This is a genomic window from Pseudaminobacter soli (ex Zhang et al. 2022) (genome assembly GCF_014595955.1).
In the GTDB taxonomy this organism is placed as follows: Bacteria; Pseudomonadota; Alphaproteobacteria; order Rhizobiales; family Rhizobiaceae; genus Kumtagia; species Kumtagia pseudosoli.
In genome coordinates this window covers 268,957-292,505 of sequence record NZ_JABVCF010000008.1, presented here as the reverse complement: position 1 = coordinate 292,505, position 23,549 = coordinate 268,957, and the positions used below count along the sequence as shown (strand labels likewise).

Below are 23,549 nucleotides of genomic sequence, written 5' to 3'. Positions count from 1 at the left end.
TGGGCGCCCTAATGGTCTGCTCGGGAGAGTTGAGACGCCTGCTTTGGCGAGCCTCGATCCCGCCAATTCCTAGATCGAGGGTGTATCAGTCGTTCTGACGAGCGACTGCCACGTGCGACGCTTGACGTAGCTTAGAGTTAGCCTGCCGCGCGATCGACAGCGGCAATGTCGTCGACGTCATCGGCATAGCTGGACTTCGTACGGTCGATATGGACGATCTCAGATAACAAGAGGAGGAATGAAGTGAAGGCTGAACTGCTGCTCGACTGCAGGAACGTGCACGGCGAGGGGATTTTCTGGTCCGCCCAGCACAAGCTCCTTTACTGGACCGATATCGACGGCCAGCAGGTCTGGACCTACGACCCGCGAAGAAAGCGTAGTGAAAGCTTCAAGGTGCCCGGGCCGGTGGGCTGCTTTGCAGATCGGGCTGGCCGCCCCTTCAACGAAGTGGTCGCTGCCTTCGCAGACGGCTTCGCCTTGCTCGACCTGAAAACCGGCGCGCGGCAGGATATCGGCGCGTTCGAGCCTGACCTGCCCACCACTCGGCTCAACGATGGGCGCACCGATCGCCAGGGACGGTTCATTGCCGGCGGCATGGATCAGGACGGCGTGAAGCCGATCTCCTCGGTCTGGCAACTCGGTACGGACTTGACGCTGAAGCGACTGTTTGGAGACGTGGGCTGTGCCAACGGCACCTGCTTCTCGCCCGACGGGCGTACCATGTGGTTCGCCGACAGTCCTACCAAGCGCATCGATGCCTTCGACTACGACCCTGCCACGGGGGCTCTCGGCGCGCGGCGGACGATCGCGCATACGCCCGATCCGGGCGTGCCGGACGGCTCCTGTGTCGATGCCGAAGGCTTTATCTGGAACGCCATCTGGGAGGGGTACCGCGTGGAGCGCTGGTCGCCGGATGGCCGGCTCGATCGCGTGATCGACGTGCCGGTGAAGAAGCCGACCTGCTGCGCCTTCGGCGGCGAGGATCTCGCCACGCTCTTCATCACGACGTCCCGTCAGGGCGAAACCGAGGATGATCTCGCCAGGGAGCCGCTCGCCGGAAGCTTGTTCCAAGTCCGGCCAGGGGTGCGCGGTCTGCAGGACCAGCCCTTCGGCGGCTGACAAGGCCGGATCTGCCCGATAAGGGTCTCGATAGGGAGGCTTCTCAGCCCTTGCTGCGCGTCAGCAGACCCCTCGCGGTGAGTACTGCGACCGTGGCGAGGATCAGCACCACCGAGATCGCCGCGACCGCCGGGTTGATGTTGTCGCGCAGCCCCATCCACATCAGCCGGGGCAGGGTGATGGCGTCGACGCTGGTGATGAAGAGCGTCACGCCGATCTCCTCCCAGGAGAGCACGAAGGAGAGCAGCGCGGCGGTGAGCAGGCCGAAGCGGATATTCGGGATGATCACTTTGGTGGCGCGCTCCCACACCGAAGCGCCCAGGCCCCTGGCCGCAAGATCGATGCGCCGGTCGACCTGCGAAAGCGAGACCAGCAGCAGCACGACGGCGAAGGGCACCGTCATCACCGAATGGGCGAGCGCCACGCCGAGCCAACTGTCATAGCCGATCGCCTTGCTGACACTCGAGATCGAGGTGAGGAGGAAGTAAAGCGTGAGCGCCGAGACTACCGGCGGCACCACCATGGGAAGCAGCACGAACCCGACCAGCAGCGCCGAGAAGCGCGGCCTGAACATCCAGATGCCGAGGCTGAAAGTGAGCGCCAGCACGGTCGAGATCAGGCTCGACACGATCCCGATGCGCAGGCTGAGCAGGATGCTCTGCAGCCAGCGCGGGTCTTCGATCAGCGTGCGATAGTGGCGCAACGACAGTTCGCCGGACGGCATCGAGAGCATGCGTGATGGCGTCAGCGAGACTGGAACCACGGCCAGAAGCGGCATCAAGAGGAACAGCGCGACGAGCGTGCCGAGGACGAGGGCGACCGGGCCGGGGCGGTAGGAGGTCATCGGCTCACACCATCTGCGCCGGCTTGAGGGTGCGGAAGAGCAGCGCCATCAGCGCGCCGACGATCAGCACCAGGACCACGCTGATCGCAGCAGCCAGCCCCCAGTCTGGGCTCTGGAAAAGGCGGACATAGACGAGTTCAGCGACCATCACGCTGCGCCCGCCGCCCAGGATCGCCGGCGTCACGAAGAAGCCGAGGGCGAAGACGAAAACGATCAGCGCCGCACCGATGATGCCGGACATCGTCATTGGCACGAAGACGGTCCAGAAGATCCGCGTGCGGCTCGCCCCCAGGCCGCGGGCCGCGAGCAGCACGCGCTCGTCCAGGTTGCGCATGGCGGACGCCAGCGGGAACACCGCGAAGGGAATGAGGAAGTGCGTCATTCCGACGATGACGCCGAATTCGTTGCGGACCAGCGCCAGCGGCTCGGAGATGAAACCTAGCGATTGCAGCCAGGTGTTGATCAATCCGCGGTTCGACAGCAGCGCCACCCAGCCGAAGGCGCGGGTCAGCACGGAGATCCAGAATGGCACGAGGATGCAGAATTCGGTGATCCTGCGCTGCAGCGGCGTGCCGCGCACCCACAGGAAGGCGATGGCATAGGCGCATGTGACGGAGGCGAGCGTCACGATCGCGCAGATGCGGAACGTCCTGATGAAGACCGACTGCACCAGCGGGTCGGACAGAAGCACACTGTATTGCCCGATCCCCGGTTCGGGCAGCGTCACGCTCCAGCCTGCCACGCCCAGGAAGGGCACGACATAGGCGAGCGACAGGAAGAGGAGGAGCGGCGCCAGGAAAAGCGCCGCCCCCGTTCTGTTCGAGAGCGTCTGCACTCCCGCCTCAGGCCGAGATCAGCTTCGTGAACTCGTCGAGAGCGGTGGAATAGTGCTCGGCATACCATTCCATGTTGAGCGGGATCTGTTTTGCCATATTGGCCGGATCGACCGGATTATGCCGGCGCTTGTCCTCGGGGATCAGCGCGTCGGTCGCGGGATTGGCCGGGCCCTGTCCGAGCTTCTCGAACATGACCAGTTGCTTCTCAGGGGCCTGGGCGCTGGCGATGAACTTCATCGCCGCGTCCTTGCCGCCGGGATTGTTCTTGATCACCGCGAGGGCGCCGGGCGAGATCAGGCCCTGGTCCCAGATGAACTTGATGCGCCCGCCGGAATCCTGCTCGATCAGCGAGGCGCGGGTCGACCAGATGAGACCGATGGAGGCCTCCCCGTCCAGCATGAAGGACTGGCTCTCGGAGCCGCCGCCCCAATAGCCCACGACATGCTCCTTGAGCGCTGCGATCTTGTCGTGCGCACGCTTCAGGTCGAGCGGATAGAGCTTGTCGGGCGTGACCCCGTCCGCAAGCAGGGCAGCCTCCCAGTTGCCTACGCCCCACTTATAGAGGGTGCGCTTGCCCGGGAATTTTTCGACGTTGAACACGTCGGCCATGCCGGTCGGAGCCTGGTCGCCGTATTTTTCCGAGTCGTAGGCGATCACGTAGGAGAAGAAATAGGACGAGGCTGCATACTCCCAGCCGAAGCCTTCGCGCATCTTCGACTTGTCGACGACCGAGTAATCGATCGGCTCGAGCATGCCCTTGTTGCCGAGCGTGATCGCGGAGAACGGATCGACGTCGACCAGATCCCAGGTCGGCGCGCCGCTCTTGAACTGCGCTTCGATCGCGCCTTCCGTCGGTCCCGAGCCGTCCATCTTGACGGGGATGCCGGCTTCCTTCTCGAAAGGCTGGCCATACGCCGCGCCATAGGCGTCGATGGCGTCGCCGCCCCAGTTGACCAGCACGAGTTCCTTGTTCTGCGCCCACAGCGTGGTGCTCTTCATCAGCACCGGCGTTCCCGCAAGCAGAACGGCCGCGAGCTGCGTGAACTGCCGGCGCGAGATCTCGCCGGCCCGGGCCCGCTCGGCCAGGCGTGCGAGGCCTTCCTTCCTCGTATCGTTGGTCATGGTCTTTCCCCATCTGTTGGTTTTGTCTCGGGCATGCTCAATGTCCCCCGCCCGGAAGGAGGAAACCCTGCTCGGTCGGCCAGTTGAGCCAGACCGCATCGCTCCCGAGTGCGAGCGCAGCGGTCTCATGCGGAACCGCGACCGACAGTTTCGCGCCGGCCCTGGTTCGCAGTTCGAGCTTGGTCGTGTTGCCGAGATAGGTCGCGCCGCTCGCCCGCGCCGTGATGCTGTTGAAGCCGGACTTCGGCTCCGGCGACACGGTGATGTGCTCGGGTCGAAGCGCCAGCACGGCCGCGTCGCCCACGTGATCACCACCGTTGAGCAGCCGGATCGGCCGCTCGTCGCAGATCGCCACGGTGCCGACGCCGTTGCGGTGGACGCCGGTCACCGGCAACATGTTGATCTCGCCCAAAAACTCCGCGACGAAGCGGCTGGCCGGCCGTTCGTAGACTTGCCTAGGGTCGCCCACCTGCAGCAGCTTGCCGTGATGGAAGATCGCCACGCGCGACGACAGCGCCAGCGCCTCGCTCTGGTCGTGCGTGACGAAGACGAAGGTGGTGCCCGTCTCCTCGTGCAGCCGCTTCACCTCCGCCTGCATGGCACTGCGCAAACTCTTGTCGAGCGCCGAGAACGGCTCGTCGAGCAGGAGCACGCCGGGCTCGAAGACCAGCGCCCTGGCGAGCGCAACGCGCTGCTGCTGGCCGCCTGAAAGCTGGGACGGCAGCTTCTTTTCGTGGCCGACGAGGCCGACCCGCTCGATCATCGCGCCGACGCGGGTGCGGATCTCCGCCTCGGGTTTCTTGCGGACGCGCAGCGGGAAGGCGATGTTCTTCTCCACGCTCATATGCGGAAAGAGCGCGTAACCCTGGAACACCATGCCGGCTGCGCGCTGCTCCGCCGGCTGCGCGGTGATGTCCACTCCGTCGCCGTAGAGGCGGCCGGATGTCGGGCTCTCGAAGCCGGCAAGGATCATGAGGAAGGTGGTCTTGCCGGAGCCGGACGGCCCCAGAAGCGTCAGGAACTCGCCCCTGCCGATGTCCAGCGAGAGATCGTTGAGCGCGCGGAATGAGCCGAAGCTCTTGCTCACGCCCTCTGCCTTCAGTTCCGCGGCCCGGCTGGGCTCAGCCATTCCCCTGGTCCCCGATTTTTGTCAGGAGCGTACGGGCGTGCGGCATCAGCCGCAACCGAATTGTTTTCGTGTGATCGGCAAATTCCATTCACCTCAGAACGCCAGGACGTATTCCGATCGCGCGGTCGTCTCGGCCTCGGAGAGCCGCGACCTGAGCCATTGAGCGAAGGCGCGCAGCACCGGGTGGTCTGCCCGGGACGGCTCGGAAACGAGGAAGTAGGAGCGCGGCGACTTGATCGCCAGATCGAACGGCTTGACCAGCCGTCCCTCGTTCAGCGCGCTCCGGCTGGTGAGCTCGTCGCCCATCGCAATCCCCTGTCCGGCGATGGCCGCCGAGAACACCAGGTTCATGTCGGAGAAGAAGATGCCGCCCTCCGGGTCGGGGTTTTCGACCCTTGCCAATGCGAGCCAGCGCGACCAGTCCTCGGTGTCGCCGAGATGCAGCAGGTTTGCCTTCAATACGTCGGCCGGCTTGGAGAAGCCGCCGAGCTTGTTGAGGAGCGTCGGGCTGCAGAGCGGCGAGAAGCTGATCTCGCAGAGCAGTTCCACCGCCTTGTTGGACCATGCGCCATCGCCAAAGGCGATGAAGGCGTCCGCATCCGGGTTGGATACGTCGTCCAGCCGGCGTGGCGTGAGCAGCGTCAGCGATACACCGGGGTGCATGCTCTGGAACTCGGCGATGTGCGTGCAGAGCCAGAGCGAGGCGAAGCCCGACGTGCAGCTCAACGCGAACGAGCCGCCGAGGCCGTTGGCGGCCTGATCCTGCCCGGCCTCGCTCAAGGTGGCGAGCGCCTTGCGCACCTGATGGGCGTAGCGCCTGCCGCGCGGCGTCAACTCAACGCCCTTGCCGACCCGCCGCAGCAGCTCGAAGCCGAGCTCCCGCTCAAGGAGGCGCAACTGATGGCTGACGGCACTGCGTGTCAGGTGCAGCTCGTCGGCCGCCCGCCATACACTGCCGTGCCGGGCGAAACTGTCCAATGCGCGCAGGGCCTGCGTCGACGGCACCCACATTTTCACCTCCTCCTCGGCTCGGGCGCATCGTGCTGAGGTGAAAGGAATTTGCAAGAGGGGCGAAAAAGGATCGCTTTTCCACTTGGCTGATCGGTGTTCTCCTTCCCTATGAAGGAGTTTCACTTGACCACGTCAGCTCAAGAAACCGCGCTCGCCCATGTGAACGCCGCCCGCCAAAACCTTTCGGCGTGGACGAAGACGATCTTCGATTTCGGCGAGACCGCCTGGCGCGAGTATCAGTCGGCCGCATGGTATGTCGAGCGGCTGAGGGCGGAAGGTTTTTCGGTCGAAGAGGGCTCGGGTGGCATGCCCACCGCCTTCTGCGCCCACTGGACGAGCCGCGCCGGCGGCAACGCGTCGGGTCCGACCATCGGCATGTATGCGGAATATGACGGGATTCCCGGCAACTGCCAGGATGCTGCGACGGCCAGGCGCCCGCGCGCGGGCTTGAGCGAATTTGCGGGCGGGCACACCGATCCGCATTCGGGGCTCGGCATGGCGGGCCTGGGCGGCCTGCTCGCGACCAAGGCCGCGATGGAGCGGCATGGCATCCCGGGCACGCTTCGCTTCACAGGCGAGCCTGCCGAGAAGGTGCGCGGCTCGAAGCCCATCCATGCGGCGCGCGGCTACTATGACGGGCTGGCCGGCATGATCTCGTTCCACCCGTTCTACATGCTGCCGCTGTGCAACACGGCGCGTTGGGACACCCACTGCGGCGCGGCCTACTCGATGATCTACCGCTTCGTCTGCGACGCCCCCGAGCGCTGGAATGCAGGAGGTGACGGCGCGCCGATCCCGCAGTCGCATTCGGCGGTCCGCGCGCCCGGCGCCAACGACGCGCTGATGCTGATGCTCATGCATTCCAAGGCGCTGCGCGATTCCATGCTGCCGCATCAGGGCGGCTGGTCGATCTCGGACGCCGTGCTGACCGCCGGCCAGGCCACCGCCGACAACCTGCCGGCCGCACTCGCCGAGGTGCAGTTCATGATTCGCGTCCCAACGCTGGCCATGGCGGAGCAGGTGACCGCCGCGCTCGACCGCATCGCCGCGAGTGCGGCAGGGTTGAGCGGCTGTCGGTTCGAGCGCCACTGGGTGTGCAAATCCCGGCCGGGCCTTGCCAACCACGCCATGGCGAACCTCGCCTGGGATGCGCTGAGCACGGTTGGCCCGCCGCAATGGGATGCTTCCGCCAAGGCCATCGCCCGCGAAATCCAGCGCAATGCGCTGGGGGTCGACACCGAGGAGCCGTTCATCCCCGAATGCGAGGCGCTGATCGCGCCGTGGGAAGCGGAAAAAATCCTGCGCCGCGACCTGCCGCCCTCGCAGACTCACTCCACCTCGGACGACTACACCGACATGTGCTGGCACGCGCCGACTGCCCGCTTCTATGTGGCGCGGCCCGCGCTGCGCTCGCCGAACGGCGCGTCCCCGCCGGCCTGGGCCATGAATGCGCTAGGCGGAATCCCCGAAACGATCGATCCTATGGTGGTCTCGGCCGCGAAATGCATCTCGCTGATCGCGCTTCGCCTTCTCGAGGACGAAGGCGCGCGGAGCGACGCCATGGACGAATTTACCCGCCGCACCGGCGGCGGAGTAGGCGGCTCGGAATGGCTGCCGCCGCTTTGCGACTACGACCCGCCCATCCATTTCCGCTGGCCCGAATATGTGACCACGCCGCGCGGCCGCGACTGGTGGATACCCACACCGCCCAATCAGTAGGAGGAGAGCGCCCATGACCCGCCACGAGACGTTCGAGACAGACGAGCCTTTTTCGCTGCAGCGCCGCCGCCCCGAGGGCGGCACCCCGGTGCTTGCCCAGTGGGGTTTCCGCAACGAGACGGACCCGCTGATCGACGTGCTGCTCGGCTCGCCGGCCTTCCTGCGCCATATGGCCACCAGTTCGCTGTCGCGCAAACACCTGCGCGAGGCGCCCTGCAACATCCAGGTGGCGCAGGCCCAGCACAAGGAACTCGTCGCGGCTTACGAGCACTTCGGCGTGCGCGTGCACTGGCATGAGCCGACGCCGGAACTGCCGATGCAGGTCTACTCGCGCGACTCCTCGGTGATGACGCCCTACGGCGCGTTCATCACGGCAATGGCCAACTGGTGGCGGCGGGGCGAGAACTATGCCGCCATCCGTACCTACGAGAAGCTCGGCATCCCGATCTACGACATGGTCACGGCCGGCACTTTTGAGGGCGGCGACTTCAATGTGATCGAGGACGGCGTGGTGCTGATCGGCTGCGGCGGGGCGCGCACGCAGGAAGAGGGCGCGCGCCAGGTGCAGGACTGGTTCGAGAAGGAGGGCTGGGAGACCCGGATCGCCTTCATCGACGAGTATTACGTGCACATCGACCTGATGGTCGTGCCGATCGCCCCGAAGCTCACGGCCGTCTGCCTCGACTGCACCGAGCCCGGCATCGTCGACTGGCTGAAGGGCAAGGGCCACGAGATCATCGACGTGCCGTTCCGCGACACCATGGCTCTCGGCTGCAACTTCATGTCGCTCGGCCGCGACCGGGTGATCGCGCCGACCATCAGTCAGACGCTGATCGGCAAGCTTCGCGCGCTTGGCTTCGAGGTCGCCGCGGTCGAGATGAGCGAGATCTCCAAGACCGGTGGCGGCATTCATTGCATGGCGCAGGCGCTGCGGCGCGAGGCGTAGGAGGAGGGGAGGGCGCCTCCACCTCCCCCCTGGGGGAGGTGGGTTGCGGTGCTAAACCGCCCTCAGCCGATCCGGCAGCAGCGAGATCGTCTCCTCGACTGCATTGGCGAAGGCGAAACGCAGGTGCCTTTCCTGGCCGGGACCGAAGAAGCCGCCGGGGATTGTCACCACGCCTGCCTCTTTGGCGAGCCGCTCGGAGACTGCGATGGAGTCGAGGCCCTCAAGGGGATGGCGGATATAGGCGAAATAGGCGCCGATGGCGTCGATCTCCCAGCCCGGGCATTGCGCGATCACCGCCTTCAGCACCGCGGTGCGCGACTGGATCGTGACTCGGTTGGCTTGTCGCCAGTCGTCCAAGATCGGAATGGCTCGCGCCAGGGCGGCCTGCGCGGCGCGCGGGGCGCAGATCTGCAGATTATCCATGATCTTGGCGACCTGCGCCACCAGTGCGGTCCCCGCGGTGATCGCGCCCAGTCGATGACCAGGGATGCAGAAGCTTTTGGAAAAGCTGTAGAGCCCGATCAGGTTCTGCTCCCAGTCGGCCTTGGCGAAGAGCCCGTGCGGCGGCTGTCCCCCGTCGGGCAGGAAGTCGCGATAGGTCTCGTCGAGGATGAGCCAGCGCTTCTCCCGGCGGCAAAGCTCGAAGATCGCCTTGAGAAGGTCGGGCGGGTAGACCGCGCCAGTGGGGTTGTTGGGCGAGACCAACGCCACCGCCCGCACGTCCGGGGTGAGCGCCTTCTCGATCGCCTCGACCGAAGGCAGAAAACCGTCCGCCGCACGTCCATCCACTGTCGCCACCCGGATGCCCAGCATTCTTAGGGTGGACTCATGGTTGAAGTAGACGGGATTGACGGCGAGGACGGCATCGCCCGGTCCAGCCACCGCCAGCGCCGACACGACGAAGGCCTGGTTGCAGCCGGAGGTGATGTGCACGTTTTCCGCGCCAATCTGGGCCCTGTACAGCCTGGCGGAATCGGCCGCGTAGGCAGTGCGCAGCGCCGGTTCGCCCTCGATGTCGCCATAGCCGGTGTTGCGCGTCGAGCCAGCTTCTTCCGCCAGGAAGCGCAGCATGTCCGGGTGCGGCGGATAGCCTGGCACGGCCTGCGACATGTCGATGAGCGGCCCGAGGCCGTCGCGATACTCCCTGGCCCAGGCCTGCACCGCAGGCACGGCCGGCGGCGCGAGACGATCCACATGCGCATTGAAGGGCGGCAACGAAATTCTCCCAAAACGGTCCGGTGCGGTGCATAAGCAACTTCGTGGCCAAGACAAGGGCCAGACTCGATAAGTTGAGAGGACGAGGCCGAAGATGATCCTGGACGACCTTGCGGCAATCGTCGGCGCCGGCCACGTGCTCGGCCGAGAGCAGATCGAGACCCGCGCGATCGACTTCTGGTCCAGTGATGCCACCAGGGCGCTCGGGCTGGTCCGGCCCGCATCGACGGCGGAGGTCTCAGCCATTCTCGCTCTCTGCCATGCGCGCGGGCAAGTGGTCATCCCCGAGGGCGGACGCACGAATCTCGTGCGCGGCACCGAGGCCGAACCCGACCACATCCTCCTGTCGCTCGAACGGATGAGCCGCATCGGCGAGATCGCAGCCGATTCCGGCTGGGTCGAGGTGGAGGCCGGCGCCGTGCTGCAGCGCCTGCAGGACCACGCCGCCGGGCAGGAGCTTCGGGTCGGCCTGGACCTCGGGGCGAGGGGCAGCGCCACGATCGGCGGGCTGCTCGCCATGAATGCCGGCGGGGTGCAGGTGATGCGCTACGGCTCGGCCCGCGCGCAGGTGCTTGGACTGGAGGTCGTTCTCGCCGACGGCACCGTCCTCGAGCATCTGACGCCCTACGCCAAGGACAATACGGGCTACGATCTCAAGCAGCTCTTCATCGGATCGGAAGGCACGCTGGGGATCATCACCCGTGCCGTGCTGCGGCTACATCCGCAACCGATCTCGGTGCAGACCGCGTTCCTGGCATTCGAGGAATTCGGTCCGATCCCGAAACTTCTCGGGACGCTGTCGCGCGGCCTGGCGGGTACGCTTTCCTCCTTCGAGGTGATCTGGCGCGACTTTTACGATCTCAACACCGAGGAGGGACGCCTGCGCGCTCCCGTCCGACGGGGATTGCCGTACTACGTGCTGTGCGAAGCGGAAGGGTTCGAGCCGGAGGCCGATGCGGCCCGCTTCGAGCGGCTCATCGTGGAGGCGATGGAGGCCGGCGCAGTCGATGCGGCGATCGCCCAGTCGGTTGCCCAGCGCGATGCTTTTTGGAGGATCCGCGAGGATTTCGAAGCCGAGATGGCGCTGTTCTCCGAGATGGGGGACTTCGATGTCTCGCTGGCGTTGGAGGACATGGAGTCGTTCGGCCGCGACCTGGCGCGGGCGGTGGACGAGCAGCTTCCCGGCCATTCGGGACTGCATGTCTTCGGCCACATGGGAGACGGCAACCTGCACGTGGCGATCGGCCTGCCATCCAAAGATAAGAAGCCCATTGCGGAGCGGATCGTCTATGATCTCGTCGCTGCGAGACGCGGCGCCATTTCGGCCGAGCACGGCATCGGTCTGAGCAAGCGCGACTGGCTCGGCCGCTCACGCAGTCAGGCAGAGATCGCGGCCATGGCCGCAATCAAGTCCGTACTCGACCCTCAAAACATTCTCAATCCGGGGAAGATTTTTCGGGCGGCCGGCTCCGCACCTGTGTGAGGGACCACATCTCTGCTAAGCCGGGACAGGAACGACCTACTTGAGCATGCCGTGGTGACTGAGCGCTAGGCCGACGGCGCCGAGCAGAGAATCGTTCTCCGTGTGCTTGCCCTTGATGATGCGCGTGCGGCTTTCCGGGGTGACATCGCGCGACTTGATGAGTGTGTGGCGCTCATAGGCGGCGATCAGCGGGTTGAGCAGCATGTCGCCGGCCAGCGCCATGCGCCCTCCGATGATGATGAGCGGCGGATTGATGATCGACCCGATGATGCCCAGGCCCCGGCCTGCGAACTCGGCCGTGTCCTCGATCATGCGCAATGCCCCGACATCGCCCTCCGCGGCCATCCGCATCGCGTCATCCATCGTCACGCGAAAACCTTTCACGCGCTCGATCTGCTCAAGCGGCCGCTTGAAGCTGGCGTAGAGCTCGAGACAGCCGCGATTGCCGCACCGGCAGAGATCGCCGGCAGGATCGATGCTGATGTGGCCGAATTCGCCCGCCCCGCCGGCGATCCCGGTGACGAGGCGGCCCTGCTGCACGATCGCGCCGCCGACGCCGAGATCGATCTTGAACAGCACGAAATCCTCACAGCCTACGGCCGCACCCCACATCATTTCGGCGATCGCCGAGCAGTTGCTCTCGTTGGCGGCGAAGATCGGCTGCTGCAGCACCGGCCCGAAGACGTCCCGTATATTGACGCCAGCCCAAGTGGGAACGATGCTGGCTCGCTGGACGACGCCTTCGGGGCTGACCGGTCCCGAGACGGAAACCCCTACACCCAGGAGGCCGGAGACGGGCAAGCTGTTCTCATCGTAGCATTCTGCGATTGCAGCTTTGGTGAGCTTTGCCGCACGGTCTGGCGGGTAGTCCAGGCCGAGGGTGACTGTTTTTTCGGCAATGAAGGAATGAGACACGTCCGCGACGACGACCCGGATCTCGTCGAGGCTGAGGTGGATACCGACGCAGGTGCCCGCTTCCGGATTGAGCGCCAGCGTGGCGGCCGGCCGGCCTACCCCCTTAATTCCTTCGTCGACAGAATAAGATTCCACGACGACGCCCGACCGTCTCAGTCCCGTTAGAGCGGTAGAGACCGTCGAGCGCGCCAGTCCGGTAAGTTTCGAGATTTGCGCCGCGGAGATCGCCCCGCGCTGGCTGAGGCAGCGCACGATAAGGCCTTCGGGCGATCCGGCCGGGGTGTCGACCAGCAATGATTTCAGAAGTTGTTTTGTCATTCTTGAGCGAGGACCTGCTTGACTGATCCCCTTATTTGATCATTCTAGAAAAAAATAGGCGCGTCGAGAAGTTCGACAGCGTCATATGAAACGGTCGCAATGAACCGTCAAATGGGAGTGAGACGATGAAGTATCTGAGGACGGCACTCGCCGCCGCGGCGGCGTCTACTTTTCTGATCGGCGTGGCTCATGCCGAGCCCAAGACCAACATGCTCCACCAGTGGGCGACCGGCTCGGACGCCCAGGCCATCGCCAAGCTCGGCGAGATGTTCGAGGCCAAGGGCGGAAAGTGGCAGCAGACCTCCATCGCTGGTCACACCGCCAACACGCTCGCCAAGCTGCGCGCCGACGTGATCGCCGGCAATGCGCCGCCCGCGGTGCAGTTGAAGGGCCCCGAGATCGCCGAGTGGAACGAGACCGGCATGACCGCCAATCTCGACGATCTCGCTGCGGCCGAAGGCTGGGAGAAGGTCGTCGCGCCGGAACTGCTACCGGTGATGAAGCCCGCCGGTCACTGGGTGGCCGCGCCGATGAACATCCACCGCATCAACTGGATCTGGGCGTCGCCCAAGGTGATGGAAGCGGCCGGCGTCACGGAGATCCCGAAGACCTGGGCGGAGTTCAACGCCGCCTGCGACAAGATCGTGGCAACCGGCAAAATCTGCCTGTCGCACTCGACCGCGGACTGGACCGACTCCACCGTGTTCGAGGTAGTGGTGTACGGCCAGGATCTCGATCTCTTCAAGAAGGCCTTCGTCGAGGGCAATGTTGACGCGATGCGCAGCGAAGGCATGGTCAAGGCCTTCGAACAGTTCCGCACCATGACCTCGAAATACATGGATCCCGGCATGAATGGGCGCGACTGGGATTCCATGTCGCATCTCGTCGGCCGCGGCGAGGCTGCGTTCCACATCATGGGCGACTGGACCATCGGCCTGCTGACCGCCGCCGGCTTCAAGGAGGGAACCGACTATACCTGCGCGCAGGCGCCGACCGACTGGGGCAAGCCGGGCTTCATCCTCAACTCCGACTCCATTGTGTTCTTCAAGCAGACCGACCCTGACTATGTGGAGGGGCAGAAGCTGCTTGCGAGCACGATCCTGTCGCCGGAGTTCCAGACCATCTTCAACCAGACCAAGGGCTCGATCCCGGCCCGGCTCGACGTCGATCTCTCCAACGGCTTCAACCCCTGCCAGCAGATCGCGCAGAAGGACCTGCAGGCCTCGATCGACGCAGGCACGCTGGTGCGCTCCATGGCGCACAACATGACCGTTCCGCAGAAGGTGCGCGGCGCCATCATGGACACGATCACCGAGTTCGTGGCCACCCCCGGCATGTCCGCTCAGGACGCGGCCAACGCCATGGCCGACGCCGCCGAAGCGCAGATGTAATCGCGATCAGGCCCGGGTGTGTTTCGCGCCCGGGCCATTTCAGCAGGCGCGCGATGTCGACGCAGGACCTGACCATCCCGATAACCGCGCCGCCACGGCCCTGGCGTGACCGCATCGGCACCTGGGCGCCGATCCTGGTGCTTGCGCCTTCGCTTGCCGCCAGCTTCGTCTACGTCTTCCTGTTCACGGCCTGGACGCTCTATCTGTCGGTCTCCAACTCGTCGCTGCTGCCGAGCTACGACTTCGCCGGCCTTCAGAACTACGTCTCGCTCTGGTCGAACCGGCGCTGGAACATCGCCTACACCAACCTCTTCCTGTTCAGCGGCTTCTACATCGTCGGCTCGATGGCGGTCGGCCTGCTGCTGGCGATCCTGATCGACCAGCGGGTGCGCGGCGAAGCCGTATGGCGCACCATCTTCCTCTATCCGCTGGCGGTGTCCTTCATCGTGACCGGCACGGTGTGGAACTGGCTCTACAATCCCGTCGACGGGATCCAGGCGCTGGTGCGCAGCCTCGGCTGGAGCGACTTCAGCTTCGCGCTCACCGCCGACCGCAACTATGCGATCTATGCGGTCATAATCACCGGCGTCTGGCAGTCCTCGGGCTTCGCCATGGCGCTGTTCCTCGCCGGGCTGCGCTCGGTCGACCCCGACCTGGTCAAGGCAGCGCAGATCGACGGCGCTTCCGCCTTCCGGACCTATCGCAAGGTCGTCCTGCCGACGATCGCGCCGATCTTCCTAGCGGTCGCCGTCATCCAGATCCAGTTTGCCATAAAGACCTTTGACCTCGTGGCGGCGCTCACTCGCGGCGGACCGGGCGTCTCCACCACCTTCCCGGCCATCTATGTCTACGACCTGATGTTCCAGCGCGGGCAGATCGGCGAGGGCGCGGCAGCCGCAGTCATGATGCTTGCCGCCCTAGCCGTGGTATTGGTGCCTTACTCGTTCTGGGTCGTGTGGCGCCGGCGCAGGGAGAGCGGCCATGGCTGAGCAGGCGGCGGCACTCCTCTTCGACGCGGAGGCCGCGGCGGCGAGCCGCAGGCACTTCTGGACCCGGTTCGCGATCTACGGCGTGCTGACGTTCTTTGCTGCGATCTACCTGGTCCCGCTGCTGGTGGTCGTCTTCAACTCCTTCCGCGAGCAGGAGGAGATCGCGCGCAACGGCCTGATCTCGCTGCCGCAGACCTTCCGGCTGGACGCCTGGCGGGACGCCTGGAGCAGCTACTGCATCGCCGGCACCTGCGAGGGCATGAAACGCAACTTCTTCAACTCGCTCTGGATGACGATCCCGGCGACCATCATCTCCACGCTGCTGGGCGCCATCAACGGCTACGTCCTGTCCAAGTGGCGCTTCAAGGGCTCGGAAGTGCTCTTCACCTGCATGCTGCTCGGCGTGTTCATGCCTGGGCAGATCGCGCTGATGCCGTGGGCTTTCGTCCTCGGAAAGCTCGGGCTGACCAATTCGACCTACGGCCTGATCCTGGTCCACGTGATCCAGGGCATTTCCTTCACCACGCTTTTCTGCCGGAACTATTACCTCGGTATCCCCGACGACCTGATCAAAGCGGCCCGCATCGACGGCGCCGGATTCTGGCGGATCTTCCGCAAGATCATCCTGCCGCTCTCGCCGCCCATCCTGATCGTCACGGTGATCTGGCAGTTCACCGGCATCTGGAACGAGTATCTCTTCGGCGTCGTCTTCACCTCCGGCCAGCAGCAGCCGATCACGGCCGCGCTGGTCGCGCTGACGGCGAGCGGCACCACCGCGCGCGCCTATGACGTGATGAGCGCTTCCGTGCTCATCGGCGCGCTGCCGCCGCTGCTGATCTACCTGTTGGGCGGCAAGTATTTCGTGCGGGGTCTGACGCAGGGGGCAATCAAATGACCAGCCGAACCTTCTCCGCGCTCACGATCCGCAACGTCCACAAGAGCTTCGGCGCAGTCGGCGTGCTGAAGGGCATCGATCTCGAGGCGCAGCCGGGAGAGTTCATCGCGCTGGTCGGCCCTTCCGGCTGCGGCAAGTCCACGCTGCTCGCCATGATCGCCGGGCTGGAGAGCATTAGCTCGGGCGAGATCTGGATCGGGGATCGGCTGGTCAACTCCGTGCCGCCCAAGGACCGTGACATCGCGATGGTGTTCCAGTCCTACGCGCTCTACCCGACCATGACGGTGCGCGAAAACATCACTTTCGGCATGGAGAGCCGCGGCGTGCCGAAGGCCGAGCAGGCCGACGCGGTCAAGCGCGTGGCCGCGCTGTTGCAGATCGAGCCGCTGCTTAACCGCAAGCCCGGCCAACTTTCGGGAGGCCAGCGGCAGCGCGTCGCCATGGGTCGGGCGTTGGTGCGCGATCCAAAACTGTTCCTGTTCGACGAGCCGCTCTCCAACCTCGACGCCAAGCTGCGCGTGGACATGCGCACCGAGATCAAGAAGCTACACAACCGCGTCGGCAAGACCACTGTCTATGTCACCCATGACCAGGTGGAGGCGATGACACTCGCCTCCCGCATCGCGGTGATGCACCAGGGTTCGGTCCAGCAGTTCGATGCGGCGCAGACGATCTACAGCCGCCCGGCCAACATGTTCGTTGCCGGCTTCATGGGTTCTCCGGCGATGAACTTCATTCCGGCCGAACTGAGCGATGGCGAAGGCCGCGCGGCAGTGACGATCCGAACCGTCAATGGCGGCAGCGCGGCCTTGCCGCTCGCGCAGGCCCTGCCGACGCGCGCGCCGAAGAACGTCGTGCTCGGCGTCCGCCCGGAGCACATCTACCGCTTCTCCGACGACCTCAGGCAGCGCAAGCCCGGTCTTGCCGCTGTGCAGGCGCCGGTCGACCTGGTCGAGCCGACAGGCGCCGAAACCCTCGCCGTGCTGCGCTTTGGCGATCTCGAGGTCACCGGCCGCTTCGATCCCGACACCGCGCCGCGGGTCGGCGAAACCATGACGCTGGGCATCGATATGGCGCGTGCCTGCCTCTTCGATCCCGCTACGCAGTCCCTTCTTTGAAAGTCCTCACCTGTGAATTTCGCCAAATATCCGAGCCTGGCCGATCGCGTCGTGCTGATCACCGGAGGCGCCTCCGGGATCGGCGCCGACATGGTCCGCGCCTTCGCGCGGAACGATGCGCGCGTCGCCTTCCTCGATATCCAGGCAGAGGCCGGGCGTATGCTCGTCGAGGAGGTCTCTCGAACATCACGCCACGCGCCATTCTTCCTCGGGTGCGATCTCACCGATATCCCGGCGCTACGGGACGCAATCGAGAGGGTACGACGGAAGCTCGGACCGGTTGCCGCGCTGGTGAACAACGCCGCCAATGACGATCGCCATGCCATCGCCGACGTCACGCCCGACTACTGGGACCGCACGCAGGACGTGAACCTGAAGCACCAGTTCTTCGCCGCCCAGGCCGTGCATCCGCACATGAAGGAACTGGGCTTCGGCTCCATAATCAACATGTCGTCGATCTCCTGGCGCTTCGGCGCCGACCAGATGGCCGTCTATGCCACTGCGAAGGCAGCGATCGTCGGCATGACGCGTGCGCTCGCCCGCGGCTTCGGCCCGGACAATATCCGCGTCAACGCGATCGAACCGGGGGCGGTGATCACTGAGCGGCAGCGCCAGCTGTGGTTCAAGACGCAGGATGCGGTCGACCAGACGGTGGCGCGCCAGCTGATCCGAAAAGTGCTGCTCGGCGACGAGATCGCCCGCACCGCGTTATTCCTGGCGGCGGATGACAGTCGGATGATCACCAAGCAGTCCATCATCGTCGACGCCGGGCTGCGGTGATGGGGGCGCATCGCTTTGCTGCTGGGCTTACCAGGACTTTGTCGACCCCCACTCCGGTTTGCTGCGCAAACTACCTCTCCCCCGATCGACGGGGGAGAGGAAAGCCCGGCCGCGACGCATTCGCCTCTTCTGGCGCGGTGAATCAAAGGGCACGCTGTGGAAAGGCATGCGCCCTTCCTCTCCCTGGTCGATCGGGGGAGAGGTGGTTTGCGCGGCAAACCGGAGTGGGGGTCGAAAGCTGCTCCTTCAATCGACATCCAGGTCGTTACCGGCCGCTTTCGAAACGGGCTGTCCTATGCTGCGCATCGGCTTGAACCCCTACGGCCTCACCTATCACCTTGGCCTGCAGGGGCGAAACACGCCGCGCGCCAATCCGAATGGCGCAGGTCTGGAAGCTTTCATCCAACTCGCCACCGAACTCCGCGCAAAGACGCTGGAGATCTTCGAGCCGTGGCTGACGGCGATGTCCGATGACGAGGTGATGTCGCTGCGCAATCGCCTTGACGGGCTCGGTATGACCCCGGTGGTAAGCGGCGGCTATCTGATATCCGGACCGCTCGACAATGCGTTCCGAGCGGCGAGGCTCCTGGACGCCAAAATCATCCGGACGGCGCTGACGCCGGTGCTCTGCGGCGACCGCAATGCCTGGAGCGAGAAATGGACCGAGTTCAACTCGGCAATCCGCACCGCCCTGAAGGAGTGGGGGCCGCGGGCGGCGCTGGAAGGCCGCGTTCTCGCTATCGAGAACCACCAGGATTTCGGCAGCGCGGAACTCGTCGCCTTCTGTGAGGTTGGCGGCCCGGCCGTAGGCATTACCTTCGACACCGGCAACACATTTCCGGTCGGCGAGGCCCCGCTCGGTTTCACTCGCCGCATCGCGCCTCTCGTGCGCCACCTGCATCTGAAGGACTATCGCGTCCAGTTCACCGGCGAGGGTTACCGGCTCGTGCGCTGCGCCATCGGCGACGGCGCTGTGCCGTTCCGTGAGCTCGTGGCGATTCTCGCCGAGCATCACCCGCAACTGCCAGCGGTGGTCGAACCCGGAGCGCTGGAGGCGCGGCATGTGCGCTTTCTCAACGACGAATGGTGGAACGGCTATCCGGAGAAGACGGCGCGCGAGTTTGCCGCCTGCCTTCGCGCCGCGCAGCGCAACCGGCTGCCCGACGACGTGGACTACCGCACGCCCTGGGAGCGTGGCGACGACCAAGACCTTGTTTCCTACGAGCTCGACATGATCCGGCGCAGCGCCGCCAACATGAAGGAACTCGGTTTCATCACTGTGGAGGACCCTACATGACAACGCGCGAACTCAGCGGCCTGACGGCCTTTGTCACCGGATCCGGACGCGGCCTGGGCCATGTCATGGCCGATCGCCTCGCCGAACTCGGAGCCGACGTTGTGATCCACGACATGGACTGGACCCAGCCCGCCAAATACGGCGAGTTCGCCGATCTCGGCGAGTCGGCCAAGCGCCTCGCCCGGCATGGTACGCGGGTGACCGCGGTCACCGGCAATATCGGCGACCGCGCGGCCGTCGCGGAGATGAAGCGCAAGATCGAGACCGAGCTCGGCGACGTACACGTGCTGGTCAACTGCGCCGGCGGCGACATCGGCGCCAAGGGCGGCAAGCCCAACCCGAACAACGCACTCGACATCGACTATGAGGACATAAAGGTCCTCACCGAAAACAATTTGATCGGGACGATGCTGGTCTGCCAGGCCTTCGTGCCGCCGATGGTGAAACGCGGTTCCGGCTCGGTCATCAACATCGCCTCGGCTGCCGCCCATATCGGCTGCTCGCCGGAAGTGGTCTATTCCACCCTCAAGGCCGCCGTCGTGCACTACACGCGCTGCCTCGCCAAGGAACTCATCGAGGACGGGGTGAGGATTAACGCCGTCAGCCCGGGCGCGACGAAGACGGCACGCTTCCAGGCGACCCGGGTCGTCGATCCGGGCCGGATGGATTCCTCGAAACGATCGCTCAACCGCTATGCCGAGCCGGATGAGATCGCCGAGGCCGTGGCCTTCCTCGCTGGCCCCCGCGCGCGCTTCATCAACGGGCAGGTGATCCGCGTCGATGGCGGTTTTACCATCTTCCCCGGCTGATGAGGCCAATCAGGATGCAACGTCCTCGGCGAAGTTCTCCGCTGCAGCCAATGCGCTGTGCCAAAAACTGCGCCTTCACGCTTGACAGCCATGCATTCTGACTGAACACTAGCGTTCAGTGGGAGTGTAGGAGTTCATGGCGGGAGATAGCGCCGAACAAGCTGCGGGTGACCAGCGCGACGCGCTGCAGAAGCTTGCCAGCCGGATTCGCCACCTGCGTTCGGCACGTAAGTTGTCCCTGCGCGACTTGGCAGACCTCGCCGGAACCAGCGCCAGCTTTCTCAGCCAGCTTGAGCGCGGGCTGACGGGTGCCAGCACCTCGACTCTCAACCAGATCGCCTCCGCGCTCGGTATCAGTGTCGCCGAATTGTTTGAAGAACGTTCAGCCGCAGCGCACAGGGTTTTGAAGCGCAGCCAGCGCCCCTCGCTGCCGCCCACCGACGGCTGCCGAAAGACGCTCTTGTCCGCGCGCCCGGTGCGCAACTTCGAGGTCTATATCGGCGAGTTCGAGATCGGCGGATCCACCGGGCCCGACCTCTACACCCACGGGCAAGCCCACGAGATGCTGACCGTGCTGCGGGGTGTGGTCGAGGTCAGCCTCGGACAGGACAGGTACGTCCTCGAGGAAGGCGACAGCATCGAATATCCGACCAATACGCCGCACCGCACTGTGAATATCGGCAACGGGCGGGCGGAAGTAATGTGGATCATCGCGCCGCCGACTTCGGCTCGCACCGATTTGGAGAAATATGTCGCCTGGCAGCCCGCCGGGTGAGGAAACCCAGCCAACAACATTGGGAGGAACTGCAATGACAACCCGAAACAAACTGCTCCGCGCCAGCGCCGCGGCACTGATCATCGGCGCGCTCTGCGCCGGCGCGACTGCACAGGACAAGCCGGTTGCGGGCGACACCAAGGAAGGCTCGCTCAAGGGCAAGACGCTGACCTTCGTCTCCTTCGGCGGCATCTACCAGGACGGCCAGGTCGCCTCGCTCAAGGACTTCGTCGACAAGACCGGCGTTCAACTGCTCCAGGACGGGCCGACCGAGATCGCCAAGGTCCAGGCGCAGGTGGAGTCCGGCAACGTCACCTGGGACGTGGTCGATACCGGCGACCTGCCGCCCTACGTCCACTGCGGCACGCTCTTCCAGAAGCTCGACTTCTCCAAGATCGACGTGTCCAACATCCCCGAGGGTCAGGTCAGCGAATGCAGCGTGCCCGCCATGAACTATGGCGTGGTGCTGATGTACAAGAACGACACCTACAAGGATAACCCGCCAAAGAGCTGGAAGGACTTCTTCGACACCGAGAAATTCCCCGGCGTGCGCGCCATCGACGGCAGCGGCGAACCGACTGGCGGCTTCCTTGAGCAGGCGATCCTCTCGACCGGCGGCTCGGCCGAGAACATGACCGCTGACGACATCGACAAGGCGCTGGAGGTGGTCCGCAATCTCGGCCCCGACACGATCTACTGGAAGACGGGCGCGGAGTCGCAGCAACTCGCCGAATCCGGCGAAGCCGACATGATCATGATGTGGACCGGCCGCGCCATGACGGCGGTCAAGAACGGCGCGCAGTACACCCCGGCTTGGCAGGACTGGCTCGTCGTCATGGACCAGTTGACGATCCCGGTCGGCGCGAAGGATCCGGATGCCGCGCACGCGCTGATCAACTACGCTGTCGGCAAGCACGCGCAGGAGGTCATGGCGGAGAAGACCTCCTATTCGCCGATCCACAAGGATGCGCAGCCCAAGGTCGAGCAGATCGTCGCGGACTTCATGACCAACACGCCGGAGCGGCATAAGCAGGGTTATCAGCAGAACATCAAGTTCTGGGTCGAGAACCATCAAGCCGCACTGGAGAAGTGGAGCGCGGTGATGGCCGGCAACTGAGCCGGCCCTCATCAGCCGTAGCTTGATATGACTTCCAGTCCTCTCGTCGAAACCGATCCTGGCCGCGTCATCGCGCGGCCGGAGCCCGCGGCCAAGCGGACACGCAAGCCATTGGGTCCATGGCTCCTCGTCATGCCTGCGCTGGTGTTGCTCGTCGCCGTGCTTGGCTATCCGCTCGTGAGCGTTACGATGCGCAGTTTCGCCGAGCCGGACTGGGGTCTTCAGAACTACACGTGGTTCTTCGGCACGCCGGTGAACCTGATCGTGCTGCAGCGCACCTTCGCGATCTCGGCCTGGGTCACGCTGGTCTGCGTGATCTGCGCCTATCCCTATGCCTTCGTGATGACGGCGGTCGGGCCGAAGGTCCGGCTCGTCCTGGTGCTGTGCGTGCTCGTGCCCTTCTGGGTGAGCGGCGTGGTGCGCACGCTTTCCTGGGTGATCCTGCTGCAGGATTCCGGCGTCATCAACACCATGCTGCGCGGGGCCGGCCTCTCACCGGTGCGGCTCATCCGCACCCAGACCGGCGTCGTCATCGGCATGGCGCAGGTGCTGCTGCCGTTCATGATCCTGCCGTTGTATTCCGTGATGAGAGGGATCGACCTGCGCCTCGTCCAGGCGGCGCGCAGCCTCGGCGCGCGGCCGTCGAAGGCCTTCTTCAGCGTCTACCTGCCGCTGTCGCTGCCCGGCGTCTATGCCGGCGCGGTGATCGTCTTCATCCTGGCGCTCGGCTTCTACATCACGCCTGCGCTGCTTGGCGGACCGCGCAGCACCATGCTGTCGACGCTGGTCCAGAACCAGGTGCTGAGCCTGCTGCAATGGGGCCGCGGCGGAGCCATGGGCGTGGTGCTCTTGGTATCCACCTTCATTCTCCTCGCGCTCGCCGCGCCTTTGATGCGGCAGCGCTACAAGCAGGCCGGGAGCCGCTGATATGCAGATGCGTCCCATGACCCGCGTCCTCCTCGGACTCGCCTGCCTGCTGGTCGCGGTCTGGCTGGTCGCGCCCACGCTCGTCGTGGTGCCGATGTCGTTCAACGAGAACAAGTCGCTCGCCTTCCCGCCGCAGGGGTTTTCGACGCAGTGGTATGCGAATTTCGTGAACAACCCCGACTGGTCGTCGAGCTTCATCAACTCGCTCAAGGTGGCGGTCCTCGTCGCCATCCTCGCAGCGATCGTCGGCACGCTCGCGGCCTTCGGCCTCGACCGCATGAAGAGCAGGGCGAGCGGCCTTCTGCGCATGGTTCTGCTCACCCCGATGGTGGTCCCCGGCGTGGTGCTCGCCATCGGCATCTATGCCGTCTATCTCGACATGCGGCTGGTGGGCACGCTGCCCGGCTTCGTGCTGGCCCACACCATGCTCGCCATCCCCTTCGTGCTGATCGCCGTCACGGCGAGCCTCGAAGTGTTCGACAAGCGGCTGGAACTCGCCGCGACCAGCCTCGGCGCCGGTCGCCTGACGACGTTCCGCACGGTCACGCTGCCGCTGATCCTGCCGGGAATCCTGTCGGGCCTGCTCTTTGCCTTCGTGACCTCCTTCGACGAGATTATCGTCTCGCTCTTCATCACCAATCCCTATCTCAGGACGCTGCCTGTGCAGATCTATACCAGCATCACGCGCGACGCCGATCCGACGGTCGCTGCTGTGGGCACCATCCTCCTCTTCACCACGACCATCGTGATCGGCGGCGGTCTGCTGCTGTTCGCACGCGAGCGGAGGACGTGAC

The 23,549-nt window shown here is 65.1% G+C and carries 22 protein-coding genes; 15 read left to right on the top strand and 7 right to left on the bottom strand.

All coding sequences use genetic code 11. From position 1 onward, the window contains the following. Positions 1-243 precede the first annotated feature (243 nt). The gene (locus HUI96_RS16790) at positions 244-1,119 is read left to right on the top strand and encodes an SMP-30/gluconolactonase/LRE family protein (RefSeq protein ID WP_188255820.1); all 876 of its coding nucleotides are present in this window, start codon (positions 244-246) and stop codon (positions 1,117-1,119) included. 43 nt (positions 1,120-1,162) lie between these two features. Here the strand turns inward: HUI96_RS16790 and HUI96_RS16785 are convergent, their stop codons facing one another. The 5 genes from HUI96_RS16785 to HUI96_RS16765 all read right to left on the bottom strand — a co-directional run bounded on the left by HUI96_RS16785 (position 1,163) and on the right by HUI96_RS16765 (position 6,061). Then, the gene (locus tag HUI96_RS16785) at positions 1,163-1,963 is read right to left on the bottom strand and encodes an ABC transporter permease (protein ID WP_188255819.1); all 801 of its coding nucleotides are present in this window, start codon (positions 1,961-1,963) and stop codon (positions 1,163-1,165) included. A 4-nt stretch (positions 1,964-1,967) separates the two neighbouring features. Beyond that, positions 1,968-2,798, bottom strand: coding sequence for an ABC transporter permease subunit (locus tag HUI96_RS16780; RefSeq protein ID WP_188255818.1), 831 nt, complete (start codon positions 2,796-2,798; stop codon positions 1,968-1,970). A gap of 7 nt (positions 2,799-2,805) precedes the next feature. Next, positions 2,806-3,921, bottom strand: a complete 1,116-nt coding sequence (locus HUI96_RS16775; protein WP_188255817.1) for an ABC transporter substrate-binding protein — start codon at positions 3,919-3,921, stop codon at positions 2,806-2,808. Positions 3,922-3,958: 37 nt separating this feature from the next. Then, complete coding sequence (locus HUI96_RS16770) at positions 3,959-5,050, bottom strand: ABC transporter ATP-binding protein (protein WP_188255816.1); 1,092 nt, start codon at positions 5,048-5,050, stop codon at positions 3,959-3,961. A 93-nt stretch (positions 5,051-5,143) separates the two neighbouring features. Next, a complete protein-coding gene (locus HUI96_RS16765; protein ID WP_188255815.1) occupies positions 5,144-6,061 on the bottom strand; it encodes a LysR substrate-binding domain-containing protein in 918 nt (305 codons plus the stop codon). Between the two features lie 108 nt (positions 6,062-6,169). On the opposite strand from HUI96_RS16765, the gene HUI96_RS16760 reads away from it, so the two are divergent. Both HUI96_RS16760 and HUI96_RS16755 read left to right on the top strand, forming a co-directional pair. Further along, entirely contained in the window at positions 6,170-7,780 is a 1,611-nt protein-coding gene (locus HUI96_RS16760) for an amidohydrolase (protein WP_237684163.1), read from the top strand. A gap of 13 nt (positions 7,781-7,793) precedes the next feature. Then, positions 7,794-8,726: a dimethylarginine dimethylaminohydrolase family protein gene (locus HUI96_RS16755; RefSeq protein ID WP_188255813.1), complete on the top strand. Its 933-nt coding sequence runs from the start codon at positions 7,794-7,796 to the stop codon at positions 8,724-8,726. A 51-nt stretch (positions 8,727-8,777) separates the two neighbouring features. On the opposite strand, the gene HUI96_RS16750 is transcribed toward HUI96_RS16755, so the two are convergent. Beyond that, positions 8,778-9,941 carry an aminotransferase gene (locus tag HUI96_RS16750; RefSeq protein WP_188255812.1) on the bottom strand — a complete coding sequence of 388 codons (1,164 nt, stop codon included), beginning with the start codon at positions 9,939-9,941 and terminating at the stop codon, positions 8,778-8,780. A 94-nt stretch (positions 9,942-10,035) separates the two neighbouring features. On the opposite strand from HUI96_RS16750, the gene HUI96_RS16745 reads away from it, so the two are divergent. Further along, positions 10,036-11,424, top strand: a complete 1,389-nt coding sequence (locus tag HUI96_RS16745) for an FAD-binding oxidoreductase (protein WP_188255811.1) — start codon at positions 10,036-10,038, stop codon at positions 11,422-11,424. A gap of 36 nt (positions 11,425-11,460) precedes the next feature. On the opposite strand, the gene HUI96_RS16740 is transcribed toward HUI96_RS16745, so the two are convergent. Then, positions 11,461-12,657 carry an ROK family transcriptional regulator gene (locus HUI96_RS16740; protein ID WP_188255810.1) on the bottom strand — a complete coding sequence of 399 codons (1,197 nt, stop codon included), beginning with the start codon at positions 12,655-12,657 and terminating at the stop codon, positions 11,461-11,463. Between the two features lie 125 nt (positions 12,658-12,782). Between HUI96_RS16740 and HUI96_RS16735 the strand changes: the two genes are divergently transcribed. The 11 genes from HUI96_RS16735 (at position 12,783) to HUI96_RS16685 (ending at position 23,548) form a co-directional block, all read left to right on the top strand. After that, positions 12,783-14,048, top strand: a complete 1,266-nt coding sequence (locus HUI96_RS16735; RefSeq protein WP_188255809.1) for an ABC transporter substrate-binding protein — start codon at positions 12,783-12,785, stop codon at positions 14,046-14,048. Positions 14,049-14,101: 53 nt separating this feature from the next. Further along, on the top strand, positions 14,102-15,037 hold the full coding sequence (locus HUI96_RS16730; protein ID WP_188255808.1) for a carbohydrate ABC transporter permease: 936 nt from the start codon (positions 14,102-14,104) through the stop codon (positions 15,035-15,037). Beyond that, a complete protein-coding gene (locus HUI96_RS16725) occupies positions 15,030-15,932 on the top strand; it encodes a carbohydrate ABC transporter permease (protein ID WP_188255807.1) in 903 nt (300 codons plus the stop codon). The genes HUI96_RS16730 and HUI96_RS16725 overlap by 8 nt, the downstream gene beginning before the upstream one ends. Beyond that, positions 15,929-17,050: an ABC transporter ATP-binding protein gene (locus HUI96_RS16720; RefSeq protein ID WP_188255806.1), complete on the top strand. Its 1,122-nt coding sequence runs from the start codon at positions 15,929-15,931 to the stop codon at positions 17,048-17,050. The genes HUI96_RS16725 and HUI96_RS16720 overlap by 4 nt, the downstream gene beginning before the upstream one ends. A 12-nt stretch (positions 17,051-17,062) precedes the next feature. Beyond that, positions 17,063-17,830 (top strand): SDR family oxidoreductase, encoded by a 768-nt coding sequence (locus HUI96_RS16715; protein ID WP_188255805.1) that lies wholly within the window; start codon positions 17,063-17,065, stop codon positions 17,828-17,830. 295 nt (positions 17,831-18,125) lie between these two features. Then, complete coding sequence (locus HUI96_RS16710) at positions 18,126-19,127, top strand: sugar phosphate isomerase/epimerase family protein (RefSeq protein WP_188255804.1); 1,002 nt, start codon at positions 18,126-18,128, stop codon at positions 19,125-19,127. After that, positions 19,124-19,936: an SDR family NAD(P)-dependent oxidoreductase gene (locus tag HUI96_RS16705; RefSeq protein WP_188255803.1), complete on the top strand. Its 813-nt coding sequence runs from the start codon at positions 19,124-19,126 to the stop codon at positions 19,934-19,936. Before HUI96_RS16710 ends, HUI96_RS16705 begins: the two co-directional genes overlap by 4 nt. A gap of 136 nt (positions 19,937-20,072) precedes the next feature. Then, a complete protein-coding gene (locus HUI96_RS16700; protein WP_188255802.1) occupies positions 20,073-20,711 on the top strand; it encodes a helix-turn-helix domain-containing protein in 639 nt (212 codons plus the stop codon). 34 nt (positions 20,712-20,745) lie between these two features. Further along, positions 20,746-21,828 carry an extracellular solute-binding protein gene (locus HUI96_RS16695; protein ID WP_188255801.1) on the top strand — a complete coding sequence of 361 codons (1,083 nt, stop codon included), beginning with the start codon at positions 20,746-20,748 and terminating at the stop codon, positions 21,826-21,828. Between the two features lie 132 nt (positions 21,829-21,960). Further along, positions 21,961-22,755 (top strand): ABC transporter permease, encoded by a 795-nt coding sequence (locus HUI96_RS16690; protein ID WP_237684177.1) that lies wholly within the window; start codon positions 21,961-21,963, stop codon positions 22,753-22,755. Position 22,756: 1 nt separating this feature from the next. Further along, entirely contained in the window at positions 22,757-23,548 is a 792-nt protein-coding gene (locus tag HUI96_RS16685; protein ID WP_188255799.1) for an ABC transporter permease, read from the top strand. The last annotated feature ends 1 nt before the right edge of the window (position 23,549 follow it).